This is a genomic window from Simplicispira sp. 125 (assembly GCF_003096555.1).
GTDB lineage: Bacteria > Pseudomonadota > Gammaproteobacteria > Burkholderiales > Burkholderiaceae_C > Simplicispira.
The window spans coordinates 1693038-1708306 of sequence record NZ_QEKM01000001.1 but is presented as its reverse complement, the minus strand read 5'-3'; the positions used below and the strand labels follow the sequence as shown (position 1 = coordinate 1708306).

At 62.9% G+C, this 15269-nt stretch carries 16 protein-coding genes and 1 pseudogene; 6 read left to right on the top strand and 11 right to left on the bottom strand.

The genetic code is table 11. From position 1 onward, the window contains the following. Nucleotides 1-5 precede the first annotated feature (5 nt). The 4 genes from C8D04_RS07860 to C8D04_RS07845 all read right to left on the bottom strand — a co-directional run bounded on the left by C8D04_RS07860 (nucleotide 6) and on the right by C8D04_RS07845 (nucleotide 6249). On the bottom strand, nucleotides 6-3122 hold the full coding sequence (locus C8D04_RS07860) for an efflux RND transporter permease subunit (protein ID WP_116004335.1): 3117 nt from the start codon (nucleotides 3120-3122) through the stop codon (nucleotides 6-8). A gap of 177 nt (nucleotides 3123-3299) precedes the next feature. Continuing rightward, nucleotides 3300-4424 carry an efflux RND transporter periplasmic adaptor subunit gene (locus tag C8D04_RS07855; protein WP_116004334.1) on the bottom strand — a complete coding sequence of 375 codons (1125 nt, stop codon included), beginning with the start codon at nucleotides 4422-4424 and terminating at the stop codon, nucleotides 3300-3302. After that, on the bottom strand, nucleotides 4421-4978 hold the full coding sequence (locus tag C8D04_RS07850; protein WP_116004333.1) for a hypothetical protein: 558 nt from the start codon (nucleotides 4976-4978) through the stop codon (nucleotides 4421-4423). Before C8D04_RS07850 ends, C8D04_RS07855 begins: the two co-directional genes overlap by 4 nt. After that, on the bottom strand, nucleotides 4975-6249 hold the full coding sequence (locus C8D04_RS07845; RefSeq protein ID WP_116006090.1) for a TolC family protein: 1275 nt from the start codon (nucleotides 6247-6249) through the stop codon (nucleotides 4975-4977). The genes C8D04_RS07850 and C8D04_RS07845 overlap by 4 nt, the downstream gene beginning before the upstream one ends. A gap of 128 nt (nucleotides 6250-6377) precedes the next feature. Between C8D04_RS07845 and C8D04_RS07840 the strand changes: the two genes are divergently transcribed. The 3 genes from C8D04_RS07840 (at nucleotide 6378) to C8D04_RS07830 (ending at nucleotide 9036) form a co-directional block, all read left to right on the top strand. Continuing rightward, nucleotides 6378-7058: a heavy metal response regulator transcription factor gene (locus tag C8D04_RS07840; RefSeq protein ID WP_116004332.1), complete on the top strand. Its 681-nt coding sequence runs from the start codon at nucleotides 6378-6380 to the stop codon at nucleotides 7056-7058. Then, entirely contained in the window at nucleotides 7058-8440 is a 1383-nt protein-coding gene (locus C8D04_RS07835) for a heavy metal sensor histidine kinase (RefSeq protein WP_347708416.1), read from the top strand. Before C8D04_RS07840 ends, C8D04_RS07835 begins: the two co-directional genes overlap by 1 nt. Before the next feature lie 110 nt (nucleotides 8441-8550). Continuing rightward, nucleotides 8551-9036 (top strand): hypothetical protein, encoded by a 486-nt coding sequence (locus C8D04_RS07830; protein WP_116004331.1) that lies wholly within the window; start codon nucleotides 8551-8553, stop codon nucleotides 9034-9036. Between the two features lie 70 nt (nucleotides 9037-9106). Here the strand turns inward: C8D04_RS07830 and C8D04_RS07825 are convergent, their stop codons facing one another. After that, complete coding sequence (locus tag C8D04_RS07825) at nucleotides 9107-9331, bottom strand: DUF2945 domain-containing protein (protein WP_116004330.1); 225 nt, start codon at nucleotides 9329-9331, stop codon at nucleotides 9107-9109. A 154-nt stretch (nucleotides 9332-9485) separates the two neighbouring features. Here C8D04_RS07825 and C8D04_RS07820 point away from each other — a divergent pair. Then, nucleotides 9486-10450 (top strand): annotated as a pseudogene (locus C8D04_RS07820) (IS1595 family transposase). Nucleotides 10451-10581: 131 nt separating this feature from the next. Here C8D04_RS07820 and C8D04_RS18555 read toward each other — a convergent pair. The 3 genes from C8D04_RS18555 to C8D04_RS18950 form a co-directional block, all read right to left on the bottom strand. Further along, nucleotides 10582-10833, bottom strand: a complete 252-nt coding sequence (locus C8D04_RS18555) for a hypothetical protein (protein ID WP_133243613.1) — start codon at nucleotides 10831-10833, stop codon at nucleotides 10582-10584. Nucleotides 10834-11584: 751 nt separating this feature from the next. Next, a complete protein-coding gene (locus tag C8D04_RS07815; protein WP_116004329.1) occupies nucleotides 11585-11830 on the bottom strand; it encodes a hypothetical protein in 246 nt (81 codons plus the stop codon). Nucleotides 11831-12370: 540 nt separating this feature from the next. After that, nucleotides 12371-12742, bottom strand: a complete 372-nt coding sequence (locus tag C8D04_RS18950) for a tyrosine-type recombinase/integrase (RefSeq protein WP_279338423.1) — start codon at nucleotides 12740-12742, stop codon at nucleotides 12371-12373. A gap of 7 nt (nucleotides 12743-12749) precedes the next feature. Between C8D04_RS18950 and C8D04_RS18945 the strand changes: the two genes are divergently transcribed. Both C8D04_RS18945 and C8D04_RS07805 read left to right on the top strand, forming a co-directional pair. Further along, a complete protein-coding gene (locus tag C8D04_RS18945; protein WP_243405757.1) occupies nucleotides 12750-12950 on the top strand; it encodes a hypothetical protein in 201 nt (66 codons plus the stop codon). Continuing rightward, nucleotides 12947-13591, top strand: coding sequence for an ORF6N domain-containing protein (locus C8D04_RS07805; RefSeq protein ID WP_116004327.1), 645 nt, complete (start codon nucleotides 12947-12949; stop codon nucleotides 13589-13591). Before C8D04_RS18945 ends, C8D04_RS07805 begins: the two co-directional genes overlap by 4 nt. Before the next feature lie 94 nt (nucleotides 13592-13685). Here C8D04_RS07805 and C8D04_RS18550 read toward each other — a convergent pair whose 3' ends face one another. From C8D04_RS18550 to C8D04_RS07795, 3 genes are all read right to left on the bottom strand, one after another. Beyond that, on the bottom strand, nucleotides 13686-13973 hold the full coding sequence (locus tag C8D04_RS18550; protein WP_133243612.1) for a hypothetical protein: 288 nt from the start codon (nucleotides 13971-13973) through the stop codon (nucleotides 13686-13688). Between the two features lie 558 nt (nucleotides 13974-14531). After that, entirely contained in the window at nucleotides 14532-15005 is a 474-nt protein-coding gene (locus C8D04_RS07800) for an ATP-dependent RecD-like DNA helicase (RefSeq protein WP_158550292.1), read from the bottom strand. Beyond that, nucleotides 14953-15213: a CHC2 zinc finger domain-containing protein gene (locus C8D04_RS07795; RefSeq protein WP_116004325.1), complete on the bottom strand. Its 261-nt coding sequence runs from the start codon at nucleotides 15211-15213 to the stop codon at nucleotides 14953-14955. The genes C8D04_RS07800 and C8D04_RS07795 overlap by 53 nt, the downstream gene beginning before the upstream one ends. Between the last annotated feature and the right edge of the window lie 56 nt (nucleotides 15214-15269).

The following is a 15269-nucleotide window of genomic DNA, read 5'->3' as shown; positions in this document are numbered from 1 at the left end:
GGTGGTTAAAAACTGTCTTGTGATTTTTCGTCGCTGCGCAGCGCCAACAGGCGTTCGAGCGGTTTTTCGCCCCAGCGCCAGAACATCAGTGGGGTCAGCAGCGTGTCGAGCAGCGTGGAACTGACCAGGCCGCCAAAGATCACCACGGCCACCGGATGGAGGATTTCCTTCCCCGGTGCGTCGGCGGAAACCAGCAGCGGAACCAGTGCAAACGCAGCGACCAGTGCGGTCATGAGCACGGGTGTGAGGCGTTCCAGCGAGCCGCGCACAATGAGCTGCTTGCCGAAGCTCTCACGCTCGAAGGCACACAGGTTGATGTAGTGGCTGATCTTGAGGATGCCGTTGCGCGTGGAGATGCCGGTCAGCGTGATGAAGCCCACCAGCGCAGCCACCGACAAGGGCTGGCCGGAGATCCAAAGTGCCACCACGCTGCCGACCAGGGCCAGGGGGATATTGCCCATGATGATGAGCGTGAGCACGGTAGAGCGGTAGCGGCTGTAGAGCACGAAAAAAATCATCGCCAGCGACGCCAGGGCGAGCAGCGCAATCAGCCGCGCCGCCTGTTCCTGGGCCTGAAATTGGCCCTCCAGCGCAGTGAAATAGCCTTCTGGCAAATGCGTGGAGGCCAATTCTGCACGGATGTCACTGACGATGCGCGCCATGTTGCTGCCATCCGTGTTGGCAGAGACCACGATGCGTCGGCGTGCGTTCTCGCGGCTGACCTGGTTGGGGCCTTCGCTGTCTTCGATGGTTGCCAGCAGCGACAGCGGAACCGCGCCGGTGGGTGTTTCGATCAGCAACCCCTTCAGGGCCTCCAGTCCCCGGCTGTCTTCGGGCAGACGCACCACCAGGTCGAAGCGGCGGTTGCCTTCGATGATCTGCGTAATGCGCTCGCCTTCGATCATCTGCTGCAAAGAGCGCAACAGCACGCCGGGTGCGACGCCATAGCGAGCCACCAGCGCATAGTCCACATGGATCTTGATCTGCGGAATCAGCACCTGCTTTTCGACCTGCAGGTCGGTGATGCCGGGAATCCGGGAAAGACGGTCACGCAAATCACCCGCGAGGCCGCGCAGGGTGTCCAGGTCATCGCCATACACCTTCAGTGCAATCTGGGCTCGGACACCCGAGAGCAGGTGGTCGAGCCGGTGCGAAATGGGTTGCCCCACGCTGGTGGCTGCGGGCAGGGTGGCCAGCCGGGTACGGATGTCCTGGACCACGGCACCGCGGCTGCGTTCCGATACCCTGAGATCAATGTCCATCTCCGAGGAGTGCACCCCTTCGGCATGCTCGTCCAGATCAGCGCGACCGGTTCTGCGGCCCACCTGGATAACCTCGGGAACCTGCAATACCAGTTGTTCGGCCAGCGTTCCGATGCGGTTGGATTCGGCGAGCGACGTCCCCGGGTTGAGCAGCACGCTCACGGTCAACGTCCCTTCGTTGAAGGGCGGCAAGAACGAGCGGGGAAAGAGAGGCACGCTGGCAGCAACGGCCAGAACCACGATCAAGGCGCCCACCAGCAGGCCCCGTGCGTGGTGGAACGACCAGTTCAGCAAGCGGGCATCCCAGCGTTTGAGCCAGGCTGCCAAGGGGCTGTCGCCGGCATGCAATTGCTTCATGCGGGGCAGCAGGTAGTAGCAAAGCACGGGCGTGATCGTGACGGCGACCAGCATGCTCGCCAGGATGGACACCACGTAGGCAATGCCCAGGGGCGTGAACAACCGGCCTTCGATGCCGGGCAGGGCGAACAGCGGCACAAACACCAGCACCACCACCAGAGTGGCGTAGACGACGCCTGTGCGCACCTCGCGGGACGCAGCGGCTACCACGGTCAGTGCGGGCAGTGGTAGCGATTTCTGGCTGTTTTCTTTCAGGCGGCGCAGCACGTTTTCGACATCGACCACCGCGTCGTCCACCAGTTCGCCGATGGCAATGGCCAGCCCGCCGAGGGTCATGGTGTTGATCGACAGACCGAAATAGCGAAACACCAGGGCCGTCACCATCAGCGACAGGGGAATGGCCACCAGCGAGATCACCGTGGTGCGCACGTTGAGCAAGAACAGGAACAGCACCACCGCCACCAGCATGGCGCCGTCGCGCAGTGCCTCCTGCACGTTGCCCACCGACCGTTCGATGAAATCAGCTTGCTTGAACAGGAACTGCGGGGGATCGATGCCCTGGGGCCGACCTTTGTCCAGCTCGGCTATGGCATTTTCGACCGCTTGTGTCAGCGCCACACTGTCGGCGCTGGGCTGCTTTTGTACCGACAGGATCACTGCCGGCTGGCCCTTGTAACTGCCATCGCCCCGCTTGACGGCCGGGGCCCACCGAACGTCGGCCACTTGGTGGAGCAGGATGGGCTGGGTGTTTTTCACGCCGACCACCACGTTGCGCAAATCCTCGATGCGGCTGGTGCGGCCGATGTGCCGGATCAGGTATTCACGGCCGGGCGCCTGCAAGAAGCCGCCGCTGGTGTTGGCGCCAAAATCGCGCAGCGCAGCATCCACCTTTTCGCGTTCGATGCCCAGCGCCTGCAGCTTCTCCGGGTGAATTTCGACCCGGTATTGCCGCACCTCACCGCCGATGGGGGTCACCTGGGCGATGCCCGGGATAGTGAGCAACCGCGGGCGAACCACCCAGTCGGCATATTCGCGCACCTGCATCGGGCTGGCCTTTGCGGGGTCGGCGGGAAGGGCGATCAGCAGAATCTCACCCATGATGGAGGAGATGGGGCCCATTTGGGGCACGATGCCCTCGGGCAGCTGCTCTCGGACCCTACTGAGCCGTTCGGCAATCTGCTGGCGGTTGCGGTAGATGTCCGAACCCCATTCAAACTCTACGGACACGATCGACAGGCCCACTCCCGAGACGGAACGCACGCGCGTCACGCCGGGCATGCCGTTCATGCCCGATTCGAGAGGAAAGCTCACCAACTGTTCGACTTCTTCAGGCGCCATGCCACCGGCCTCGGTCATCAGTGTGACGGTGGGCTTGTTCAGGTCGGGAAACACATCGACGGGCATCTCGCGGATGGTCAGGGCGCCGTAGACCACCAGAAGCAGGGACAGGCCCAGCACCATCAGGCGCTGCCGCAGGCTGGTTTGGATGATGAAATCAAACATGTCAGTTATCCATTCTGCGAACGCGGCACCCGCGACGCCTGAAACTGGCGCGCCCCAGGCCAGGGCCGCCGCGCAAGGGCCGCCCCGCCGCGCTGGCGGCGTTCCCCTGCCCGCAGCGCGCAGCGCAGCGAGAGCGGGGGGAAGGTGCGCAGCACTTCAGGGGGGTGTTGTTTCACTTCAGCGCACCTGTGCCAGCAGGCTGGCACCCTGGGTGACCACGCGCTCCCCTGCGGCAATGCCGGAGATGAGTGCAACGCGGTCGGCACTGAGCGCCTGGGCGCGCACGGTGCGCCGCTCAAAACGCTCCGCACGGGTGTGCACCCATACGGTCTGCTCGCCACCACTGCCGCGCACCACCGCCGTTGGCGGTACGGCGGCACCCTTGTGGGTCTGTCCCGTGGTGGCCACCACGGTGACTGATTGGCCAACGGCCAGCGCATGCTGGTCTGATGGCACGCGGAACTGCAGCACCCAGGCCTGCTCGCGCAACTGCCTCCCACTGCCTACAAACTGCAACTCCGTACTGCGGCCAGCCACGTGGGTGCTGGCGGCGGTGACCCCTTGGGTCAAAGCAGGGTCGTAGGCCAGTGCTTCCACGGTGAGCCGGGCGGGGTTCACCACTTCGAAAAGGGTTTCGCGGGCATCAACGACCTGGCCCGCCATGACATGCACCGCACTGACCACACCGGAGACCGGGGCGCGCAGCAGTTCGGGCGTGTGGAGGCTGGCCTGAAGTGCCTGCCTGCGCTGGCGCAACGCCACCCATTCAAGTTGCGCGGCATCGATGGCGGACTGTGGCACGGCGCCCTGGAGCTGGTCGTAGCGTTCCGCCTTGCGCTTTGCAATGGTCTGCTGGGCATCAAGATCGGCCAATTGCGCCTGCAGCCCCCCGCGTTCGGTGCCGGACACCGTGGGCTGCACATGGGCCAGCACCTGCCCTTTGCGCACCTGCTGGCCCAAGGTGGGCAGGCCCTGGGCCGGTGCCACGATGCGGCCAGGCTGGGTGGATTGCACACGGCCTCCGGCCGTCGCATCGGCAACCACCTTGCCAGAGAGCTCTACTGACAGGGGCAGGTCGCGGATGTCGGTTTTCACGGTACGTAGGCCCCATTGCCGCTGGATCGCCTTGGGGATGAACAGGCTTCCATCGGCCTGGCGCTGTGGGATGGCCAGGGGCGCTGCGGTGACTGTGGGCGCGGGAGTGGGCGCTGCGCCATGGTCTTCATCGCCATGGGCGAGTGCGGCGCCATGCATCACCAACAACAAGGCAGCAGCCAGAGGGGGGAGGTATCCGGATTTCATTCGATGTCTCTTGGGGAATGCGTACGACTCGGTGTGCGGCGGCGCCGGGCCATCAGGCCTACACCTGCGAGCAGCGCGATACCGCCCAGGCCCCAGGCCATCGAGCGCGCAGGCTCAACCGTTGCAGCGGCGATTGCCACCGGCGGTGGGACTTCCAGCGTGGCGGTCAGCAGGTCTGCGCTGTCGTCGGTTTCGATGGTGAACGTCAGGGGGTGCCTGCCGGGTTGGCCGATGCCCCCCTGGGGAATCCAGTACACCCCAGGGGACGATGGGTGGGCGCTGACCTGCTCGGTGCCGGTGTCCACTTCCACCTGGGCGCCTACGACGGGTTCGTTCGTGTCAAACCGGTCGATGGTCAGTACAAGCCGGTCTTGTTCCAGCGTAGCCACCAGTTCAAAGGCATCGGTTTGTGCTTCGGCGCGCGGTGCCTGTGCCAAGGCCTGGGACGTTTTTGCTGTGCGCGGTTCGCTGTGGTCTTCGTCGCCGTGGGCCAGGGCGGACCACGCCAGACAGGCGAGGGCTGCACCAGCCAGAAGAGAACGCAGGTTTTTCATTGGGGAAGGGCTCCGAGGGCTTGGTTCAATCGGGACTGGGCGGCTGCCACGGACCACTGTTGTTGGCTGACCAGGGCCTGGGCTTGCAGCGCATCGGAGCGTGCCCGCAGCAAGGCAGGCAAGCCGCTCTCTCCCAGGGCAAATGCCTTGTCTGCCAGGTGGAGCGTGTCCGTGTCGAGGGCCAGGCGCTCTTGTGCCTGGCGTAATTGGCGCGTGCTGGACTCCAGGCTGCGCTGCGCCTGCTCGGCGTCGAGTGCCAGCTTGCGCTGCAATTGGTCGTATTCGGCTTGCGCCTGCTCCAGTGCCGCCAGGGCTGCCGATTGCGCCTGGTGTACCAAGGGAGCAGAAGACAAGGGAATCGTCAGTTTGATGCCCAGGGCGCTGGAATATGGCTGCCCGGCCGCGCTGCGGTCACGGACCATGCGCAAGGCCAGCTCCGGGGCTGTGCGGCGGGTGGCGTCCACCGACCGAACCCGCGCCTGCGCCCGCTCCAGGGCCGCGGAGGCTACGGCCAGAAGGGGGTGGTCTGGCGCAAGGACTTTTCGACCGTAAGGGGACTCCGGGGCCAGTTGGGCAGGTGCGGCGCTGCCGGTGAGCGCGCGAAAGGCTTGCTCGGCTTGCACCAGCGCCGTGGCGCTATCGGCCAAAGCCCCTTGGGCGACAAGCACTTCGCGTTGGGCCAGGTTGGCGTCGATGCGTGCCAGTTCTCCCGCACGGTAGCGGCGCTGGACCTCCGCTTGGAGAGCCTGGGCCGTGTCCACGCGCTGCTGGGCCAGGGCCTGTGTCTGGCGTGCAGCGGCCACGGCCCACCACGCTGTGCGCAGGTCGCCGGCCAACCGAAGGCGCAGCGCATGGGGCTCTGCCATGGCTTCCTTCTGGCTGCTGAGGGCCTCGGCCGTTTGAGCTGCCTTTTGACCGGGCAGCCACAGCGGGACGGACATTTCCACTTCCCATTCGCGCTGGCCCAGGTTGGCATGGAAGCGGTCGCTCACTGTGCCCAGCGACAGCGCGGCCGGGCCGGGTGTCAGGCCGGTAGCTGCTTCGACACCTGCGGCGGCCTGGGCGGTGCGCGTGCTGCTGGCCCTGGCCTGGGGGTGCAGCGACCAGGCCTGCTCCAGCACCTGTGCCAGTGTTTGCGCAGTGGCCGGTGCTGCGGCCAGAGACAAGGCCAGCAGTATTCCGGCGAACCGGGCCCAGTGGAGTTTTTGCGCTGGGTTTTGCAGGGTTGGTCTGATCGGATGGCGCCGGTGTCTGGAGCGGTGGGAGTGCATGGCGTGCATGGTGCAGCGCCACCCCCCACAGGCAGCTTTCCGGCAGATTACAAATCTGTCATCTACGCTCCAGTGCGGGATGCGGCGGGCACAATCGGGTGGTGTGCCCCACAGCAGCTCTGCGCCGCATGAAAATCCTGATCGTTGAAGATGAGCCCAAGACGGGGGACTACCTGCAGCAAGGGCTGACCGAGTCGGGGTTTGTGGCCGATTTGGTGCGCAGCGGTGTTGATGGCCTGCATCTGGCCATGACGGGCGACTACGACCTGCTGGTGCTCGATGTCATGTTGCCGGGGATGAGCGGCTGGCAATTGCTGGACATCTTGCGCCAGGGGGGCAAGCACATGCCGGTGATGTTTCTGACAGCGCGGGACCAGGTGGAGGACAGGGTCAAGGGCCTGGAATTGGGGGCCGACGACTACCTCGTCAAGCCCTTTGCTTTTTCGGAGTTTCTGGCGCGGGTGCGCACTCTGCTGCGCCGGGGCAAGAGCGGAATGGAGAGCACGCTGCTGCGGGTGGCTGATCTGGAGCTGGATCTTGTGCGCCGCCGCGTCGTGCGCGGCGGTCATCGCATCGACCTCACGGCCAAGGAGTTTGCGCTGCTCGAATTGCTGCTGCGCCGGCAGGGCGAAGTGCTGCCGCGCACCCTGATTGCTTCCCAGGTCTGGGACATGAACTTCGACAGCGACACCAATGTGATCGAAGTGGCTGTGCGCCGTTTGCGCGCCAAAGTGGATGATGCCTTCGAGCGCAAGTTGATCCGCACCGTGCGCGGCATGGGCTACGTGCTGGAGGATTCCGGGTGTTGATGCCACGCCTGTCCCTGACCGCTCGGTTGACGCTGCTTTTCACCACGGCCTCGGGGGCTGTCCTGCTGCTCCTGGGCTGGGTGGTGCTGGGCGCCATCGAACGCCATTTCGATGACCTTGACCGCTCTGAATTGACGGGCAAGTTGCAGCATGCCGAGCACATCATTGGTGCTGCGCGTACACCGCAAGATCTGGCGGGGATGGTCGGGCAACTGCGTGAAGCCTTCTCCGGACACCATGATCTGGTAATGGCGGTGCGCGGGCCTGACCGGGCGTTGTTGTTTGCCACACCGGGGGTCGTTTTTCCGGATTCGGTGGCTACCAGGGGGCCGGATCGTGCAGCAGCGCCCTTGCAGAAATGGACCACTCAAGGGCGGCGGTTCCATGGGCTGGAATGGGGCATGCCCATGGCCCCTGCTGCGCATGGGGGCGTGCGTGTCTTTCTCGCCATCGATAGCGCGCACCACGATGATTTCATGTACGACTTTCGCCGCACCCTGTGGCTGTTTGTGGCCTGTGCGGCGCTGATGGTGGGCCTGCTGGGCTGGTTTGCTGCACGCCGGGGCTTGGCGCCACTGCGGGCCATGCGCGAACAGGCCGCCGCCGTCACGGCGCAAAGCCTGGACCGTCGCGTGCCGACCCAGGCCGTACCGGCCGAGCTGGCCGACCTGGCCACCACCCTGAACGAAATGCTCGAACGTCTGGAGGATGCCTTTCGACGGCTGTCCGATTTTTCTTCGGATCTGGCACACGAGTTGCGCACACCCATCAGCAACTTGATGATGCAGACCCAGGTGGCACTGAGCCGACCGCGTGAAGCAGACATCTACCGCGACATCCTGGAGTCCAATGTGGAGGAATATGAGCGCCTGGCGCGGATGATCTCCGACATGCTGTTTCTGGCCAAGGCCGAGAACGGCTTGGCCATCGTGCATGGTGAGCCGGTGGACTTGGCACGCGAGGTGCATGACCTGTTTGACTTCTACGAGGCACTGGCCGATGAGCAAGCGATTCGGCTGGAAATGCAAGGCGCGGGCGTGGTGCTGGGCGACCGGCTCATGCTGCGCCGGGCGCTGAACAACCTGTTGTCCAACGCACTGCGCCATACCCCCGCCGGGGGGCAGGTTGCCGTGACCATTGTTCGGCAGCAAGGCCAGATCGTGCTCACGGTGGAAAACACCGGCGAGATGATTCCCGCGCAACACCTGGCCCGGTTGTTCGAGCGCTTTTACAGGGCTGATCCGTCGCGCCAGCACGCATCAGGCGAGGGCACGGGCCTGGGCCTGGCCATCACGCAGGCGATTTTGCGTGCGCACAAAGGCGATGTAGGGGTTGCCTCGCACCCGGGCCGCACGGCTTTTACCCTGCGCTTTCCATTCTGAATGCGGGTTGACGGGGCTGCATACGATGGCCGTAAGGGGAGCAGTGGCTGCTGGGCCGATGCTGTCGATGCGCGTATGCTCTGCGCCTTTTCCTTGCATAGCCCGCCGCCATGATCGATCACACCGATGACACACCTTCCACCATCCAGGAACCCCGCCTGTGGAGCGACGGGCACTGGACGGCGCGGGTCATCAAAAACGAGGATGACGATGGTTGGGCCGTTTCCATGACACTGCGGGGCGAGGATGAGCCCGCGTTGGTGGGCCCGTGGACCATGGGACGCGACAAAAAGAACCCCAAGCCGCTGGATGTGAATGCCTTCAACACGCTGGTTAAAACAGCCAGCGAAGTGCTGCGCCGCCATGAGCAGCAGCTTTATGCACAACTGAACAAAAACGTCACCATCACCTGGCGGGGCGAGCGCGTGCGCGTGTTGCTGGCCATCGTGCCCGACGATGAAGGCGCAACCGCCACGCTGAGCGCTCGGGGCCCATTGGGCGAGGTGCTGGCCACGGTGCCCGTGTTGCCCACGTACCGGCTGACGGTGGACAGCGCCATGCGCTGGGCTGAAGCGGGTTTCGAGCGCCCGCGTTGAACATGGGCGCAACTGCTGCGCTGCGCTGGGCGTACTCAAAAAAACGCCAGACAAAGTTGCGCCGCCCCGACTAACGGTGCATTTTTTTCAGCGCCGACCCCTTGTGCGCCGCGATGTGGTTGGTTTTGTCACTCTTGATTTCGTATTGCGGGTCGTCCTGTGTGGCGTGGTGCGTGTAGCCCTTGTAGTCAAAGTTGCGGTGATGCACCTTGATGATGTGGCCGCTGACGTGTCCCGCCTCTGAGTTCCAGGTGACGTGATCACCAACCTTGAAGGTGGTCGTGGTGGTGGATATGGGGTGCTCCTGAATGTATAGGCGCCCATCCTAGGCCGGTAACCCTGCGTGTGCAAATCCGCCTGATTAGCGACATACCTCAGTTCGTCGTGAACGTTCCGCCATTGCCAGCCCTCCAACAACCAGTGCCGAGTCATCGGCCAAGGAGCAGGCAATGTCAATGAATGCCATCCAGTTCCAGCGCGGCCTGTCGCTGCCCCAGTTCCAGGCTCTCTACGGCCGTGAAGAACAGTGCGAACGCGCCTTGGTGGCCGCCCGCTGGCCCCACGGCTGGCAGTGTGCCCACTGCGGCTGCAAGCGCTTCTTTCTCACCCGCAATGGCATCGGCCGCCAGCTGTGGGAGTGCTTTATCTGCGGCTACCAGAGTTCGAGCATCGTGGGCACCGTGATGGAGCACACCCATCTGCCCCTGCGGCTGTGGTTCCTGGCCATGTATTTGCTCACCCAGCACAAGAACGCCATTCAAGCGCCCTGGCGCTCAAGCGCCAGTTGGGTGTGTCCTACAAGACAGCGTGGCTGCTCAAACACAAGCTGATGCAGGCCATGGGCCAGCGCGATGCGCGCTATCTGCTGAGCGGGCGTGTGGAGATCGATGATGCCTACCTTGGGGGCGAGCGCGCAGGCAGTATCAACGGTGGACGCAAGGCGGCCAACAAATCCGCCTTTGTAGCTGCCGTACAGACCAGCGAGAACGGCAGGCCGCTGTACCTGCGCTTGGTGCCAGTGGCGGACTTCACGAATCAGGAGATGGCGCAGTGGGCGCAGCGCTATCTGGCGCCCGGCTGTCATGTGGTCAGCGATGGCACACCTGCCTTTGCCCAGGTGCGCCAGGTGGGCGCTATTCATGAGCCCCACGTCACGGGAGGTGGCCGCCAGGGGGCGCAGACGCCCCAGCTGCACTGGGTCAACACCCTGCTGGGCAATCTCAAGACCAGTGTGGCGGGAACGTACCACTCGTTTGATCATGCCAAATATGCTGCACGCTACCTGGCGGAGTTCTGCTACCGCTTCAACCGCCGCTTTGACCTGCCCGCCATGCTGCCAAGGCTGCTGCGGGCGCTAGTAACCACAAGGCCTCTTCCATTGAAAATGTTGCGGGTGTCTGAGGTACGTAGCTAATCAGGTGAAATTTGGCTCTGGCCCTTGCTGGGCAACTCCTGGTAGCTATCAACTTAGAAGCGGTAGTCAACGGCACCCCTCATGAGTCTGGTGAGTGTTGCACTTTGGATTTTAGGGCGCCGAGGCCTCCCTCATCCTTTTTTCGGCGAGTCACCATCCTCGCTCCATAAATAATCCTCATATATTTTTCGTAGCGCAGGCATCAAAAGAATCAAGCGTTCACCTATAAATTCAGATGCTTGCTTCAAATTCATTTCCTTCAAATCTTCAGTTTTAATAACCACCAATGGCATACAATCGTCGATTTTTTTAACAAAATCAATGGTGAATTCACCATGATTCTCATTGAATTCTACGATATATTTATTTGAGAATGAATTCATAGCGGCGTATCTACTCCATGTAAGGGTGGCCTTGGTTTATCAGCCAAGCATTGTGCATACCGTTCCATGGCGGAGCTTAAACAAACAGCTTTACCTCTTGCACCATATCTCGCTCCAGCAATTGCAATGCACAGCGCTTCATCCTGTCGTCGCTGTTTTTCACACCGATCATCGCGTTCGCATTGCATAGGAGGTGTTATAGGAATCGGGACAGGCCGTGCACCACTCATACCACTTGCACCCGATCCACTAGTCGCCCCACCGCCACCACTACGACCACCACCAAACGGCGACGGACCACCAACGGTGCCGCCCCCGCCGCCCGGACCTCCTTCAAGCGGGATTAAATCCAAGGGATTTCTAGGCAATCCCATCAAGCCCTCGGGATCGATCGCCCCCAGCGGATTCCCCTCCACATAGGCAAAGATTGTTGCCCTCGACACGCGCACACCGTAAACACAGGCTTTTTTCCTAGACCTGGTGCGGGTTTGGCAGCGTCTGCGCTGGAGGGTTTGCATCGGTGGAGAAGAATTTTTCCCAGAGGCGCATTCTGCCCCACGCATCCGCAGGCCCACGCACGGGCGCGCACGCGGTCATGGGCGCTTTGCTTCTTCTTTAGCCGCTGGAATTCACTGCGCTTTTGATAGCTGCTAGCGCTTATAGATCAAGCGCCAGGGCCACTTTTTACTTAAAACTCTTCGCCGAATGGATGCACGGGCGCAGCCCGTGTATCTGCTTGGCGCAGCCGGGCTCAGCCCTTGTTCCACCACGGATAGCCCACCCGCCGGTAATACTCCATCGCCATGCGCCGCTCGTCGCTGCCGTTGCTGCAATAACCATCGGTGCGCGGGTCGCTGACCCAATCCATGATTTCGCTCAGGTCCGCAATGAAGCCGCGCAATACCAGCTCGGGCGCCACGCCGTCGCTGGCGCACAGCGCGATGAACTCTTCGGGCAGGGCCAGCGTGACGGATTTGGATTTGGTTTTGCGGGACATAAGAAGCTCCTTCAATGGTGGATGAACAGCGGGGCCGGTAGTGGCATCCGGCACGCCGCGCGTGCAGGGGTACCCCACCCCTCATGAGCGACACGGGCGTCAGCGGGGCCAGGCTGTCAAGGCTGCGCAGCACCCGAAGGGCTTGGCCTTTACTGCCTGGCACCGCTGGCGCACCCTCGTCAACAAAGAGGGATGGGGTTCGGATCGGGTGGCCTGCAGGAGTCGGGGCACGGCGCGCAGCGCCGTGCAGGCTGTTGGGTTGCTTGCCCGGCGATGCGCCAGCGAGCCGTGACCTACGCCCGGCACAGGCACCGCGCTTGCCAACGCCACCGCACCCCAGCGCCGGGGGTGGAGGGAGCCCCCTTGGGGGGCGGACGGGCCACCTCCCGGCGCGGGCCAAAGGCGCGCAAGCGCCTGGCCCCACAGGGTGGGCGGGGGCCAACTCCACGGACGGCGCGCAGCGCCTGGCTTGAACTCCCTGTGCCGGTGCCGCAGGCACGGGCACGCTGGCTTTGACTTCCTCCAGCGCTGGCCTTGCCCTCAAGCGTCCGCGCCTTCGCTCTCGCCCTCATCCCCGTCTTCCTCATCCGCCAACGCCTGCAGCAGCGCGGTGGTCGCGTCCTCGCTGGCTGCCTGGCTGGCCTCGTCATCCTGCCGCTTGGCCCGCTCCAACCGGCTCGGGTGCGTGGCCCGGTGCACTTCGATCAGCTTGTCAATGGAGACGTGGGTGTAGATCTCGGTGGTCTCCAGGCTGGTGTGGCCCAGCAGGGCCTGAATGAAGCGGATGTCGGCGCCGCCTTCGAGCATGTGCGTGGCGCAGGCGTGGCGCAGCAGGTGGGTGCTGCCGCCCTTGGGGATGCCCGCAAAGTCCATGTAGCGCCTCACTTTGTCGGCAATCTTGTCGGCGCGCATGCCCGCCGTGGCCCAGCATCTGGAGGTTTCTCTGGATGTGCTTTTTGATGCGCAGCCCAAGGCGGCGGCCAAGAACGCTCCGGCCAAGCGCGGGCCCACGCCGAAGTGGCAGCAGCAGATGGAGTTGATCGCCACGCTGCCGCGTGCCAAGCAGCAGGTGGTCATGCAGATGCTTGACGGCCTGCTGGCCGGGAGTGCTGCAGCATGAGTGGCAAACCTTCTGCCACGCCTACCACAACCACCGCCCCCGCTCTGCAACCCCACATTGCCCGCCACATCCTGTCGCTGCGCGATCAGCGCGTGATGCTGGACGCCGATCTGGCTGCGCTTTACGGGGTGGAGACCAAGGTACTGGTGCAGGCCATCAAGCGCAATAGCGAGCGGTTTCCGGGGGATTTCATGTTCCAGCTGGATGCCCAGGAGTGGGCTTCTTTGAGGTCACAGTTTGTGACCTCAAACACCGGCCGGGGTGGCCGCCGCTATGCGCCTTATGCGTTCACCGAGCAGGGCGTGGCGATGTTGTCTTCGGTGCTCAACAGCCCGCGTGCCATCGCCATCAATATCGAGATCATGCGGGCTTTTGTGCAGGTGCGCTCCATGGCGGCTACGCACCAGGACCTGGCCCGGCAGCTTTCGGAGCTGCAGGACAAGACCGAGGCGCTGGCGATGCAGCATGACACTTTTAGCCGCAATACCCGCGCCCAGCTCAAGCAGGTGTTTGATGCGCTGCGCGAGCTGATGACGCCGCCTGAGCCGCCCAAGCGGCCTATTGGGTTCATCACGCCTGAGGACAAGAAGGACATGCCCAAGGGCAGTGCCAAGGCGAAGACGACGGGTAAGAAGGCGTAGAGCCCAAACACCCAGCGGCTAAAAGAAGAAGCCACCTGCAACCCCACAGCTTTAGCGGCTGATTGGGGGCGCGGGTGGCTTTTTCTTGCTGCAACTATTCGTCAAAGTACGGATCGCCCGATTCCCAGAAGAATCGGTATTTGTGACCAAGACGCCGAAGCATGTCATCAATATCTGCGGCTTGCTGCAATGCCTGAAGCGTGTCAACGCCTTTGGCATCAGCAAATTCATCAAACAGACCCAAGAATTCCACTGGACATGAAGCAAATGGATCTCCTGGGGGCCAATACGGTACACCGATTCGAATCGTCACATGCTTTCGGATTCCTGTTGATATCTCTTCGCAAATCACCTTGCGTTCAGCAATGAACCTTTGTGCCATACGCGTCCCTTTATCTTTCGCTCATGCATTGGCGATAGCTTTCGTTGGCGGCAGCAACGCAACGCGCCTTCTTCGCCCCAGACAAGCTCGCACATGTGTTCAAAATGCTCTGGCGAAGCGCTTCGCAGTTCTTTTCTGCTGAGGGCATGCACCAGTTGATGATGTCAAGTATTGGTTTAAGTGGAAGAGGAAATCCGACAGGGGGAACCGGTGGAACGTAGGGGCCGACCGGAGGAGGCAGCGGAAAATCCGGATCAATCGGCCGCGAAGGAGGTGTGCCAGTGGGAGGCGCAGGAACCGGTATTGGCAAACCACCTGGACCGGGCAGCGTTGCCTGGAGTCCATTGGGATCAGCGAACTTCAGCGGATTGCCATCCACATAGGCAAAGATTGTTGGCCCTGACGCAGTTCACCGTAGCTATAGCCCGTTTTCCCAGACACCATGCGGCTTTCGCAGCGTTTTCCTCCCGGCCCTTCGTACCTCCTGCAATTTTTTTCTTGAGACGCATTTTGCCCCTTACCTGCGCGCGTGCAAGGGGCCTGTTTTCAGGCTTCCATTCAGGCCATGCAGGAGCGCCGCAGGCGCTTCGCTTGGCTCGCGAAGCGTGGTTTTCTGCGGCTTCCGTCGTTCTGGCGCTCGGGTTGCAGGTCAGCAACCATCTCTAGCGCGGCCTGCCGCTCATGCTCTCTGCTCATCGCTGCGGGCAGCATTTCCCGGTCATCGGTGTAGATGTGGGCGCTGTCCCGCGCACGGCTGATGGCCACATAGAAGCTGTTGCGGCTGGCCGTGAGGCTGTGCGCATCCGCATCAATGAGCACGCGGCTGCAGGTCTGGCCCTGCGCAGCATGGACGGTGGAGCAATAGCCATAGTCCAGCAACAAGGGCCGCGTGCCATCGAGCCAGACTTCGCGCCCATCGGGCAATTGCAAGCCCACGTCGTGGGTGTTGTCCAGTGCCATGACCCGGCCCAGATCGCCATTAACCAGACCCCGCGACGGATCGTTGGCCGTGATGCGTACCAGATCGCCCACGGCCAAGCTCTCCTGCTCTGGCAAAGCAGTGCCACAGGTTCTTGGCGGGTGTGACGATGAGGCTCGCGGTTTCATCCGCATGGAAGGGGCAGTGCCCTGCCAGGTCCTTGCCCGTCTTCTTGAGCTCGATGCCTGAGCTCTCGACCAGGCGTTGCACTGCAATTTCTTCTTTTAGCCGCTGGATGTCAGTGTTTGGGATGCGGGGCATGGCAACGAGTCCTGTGCGATGGATTCCTGAGAGCAGCCTGGGGTCTTGCCTTGCAG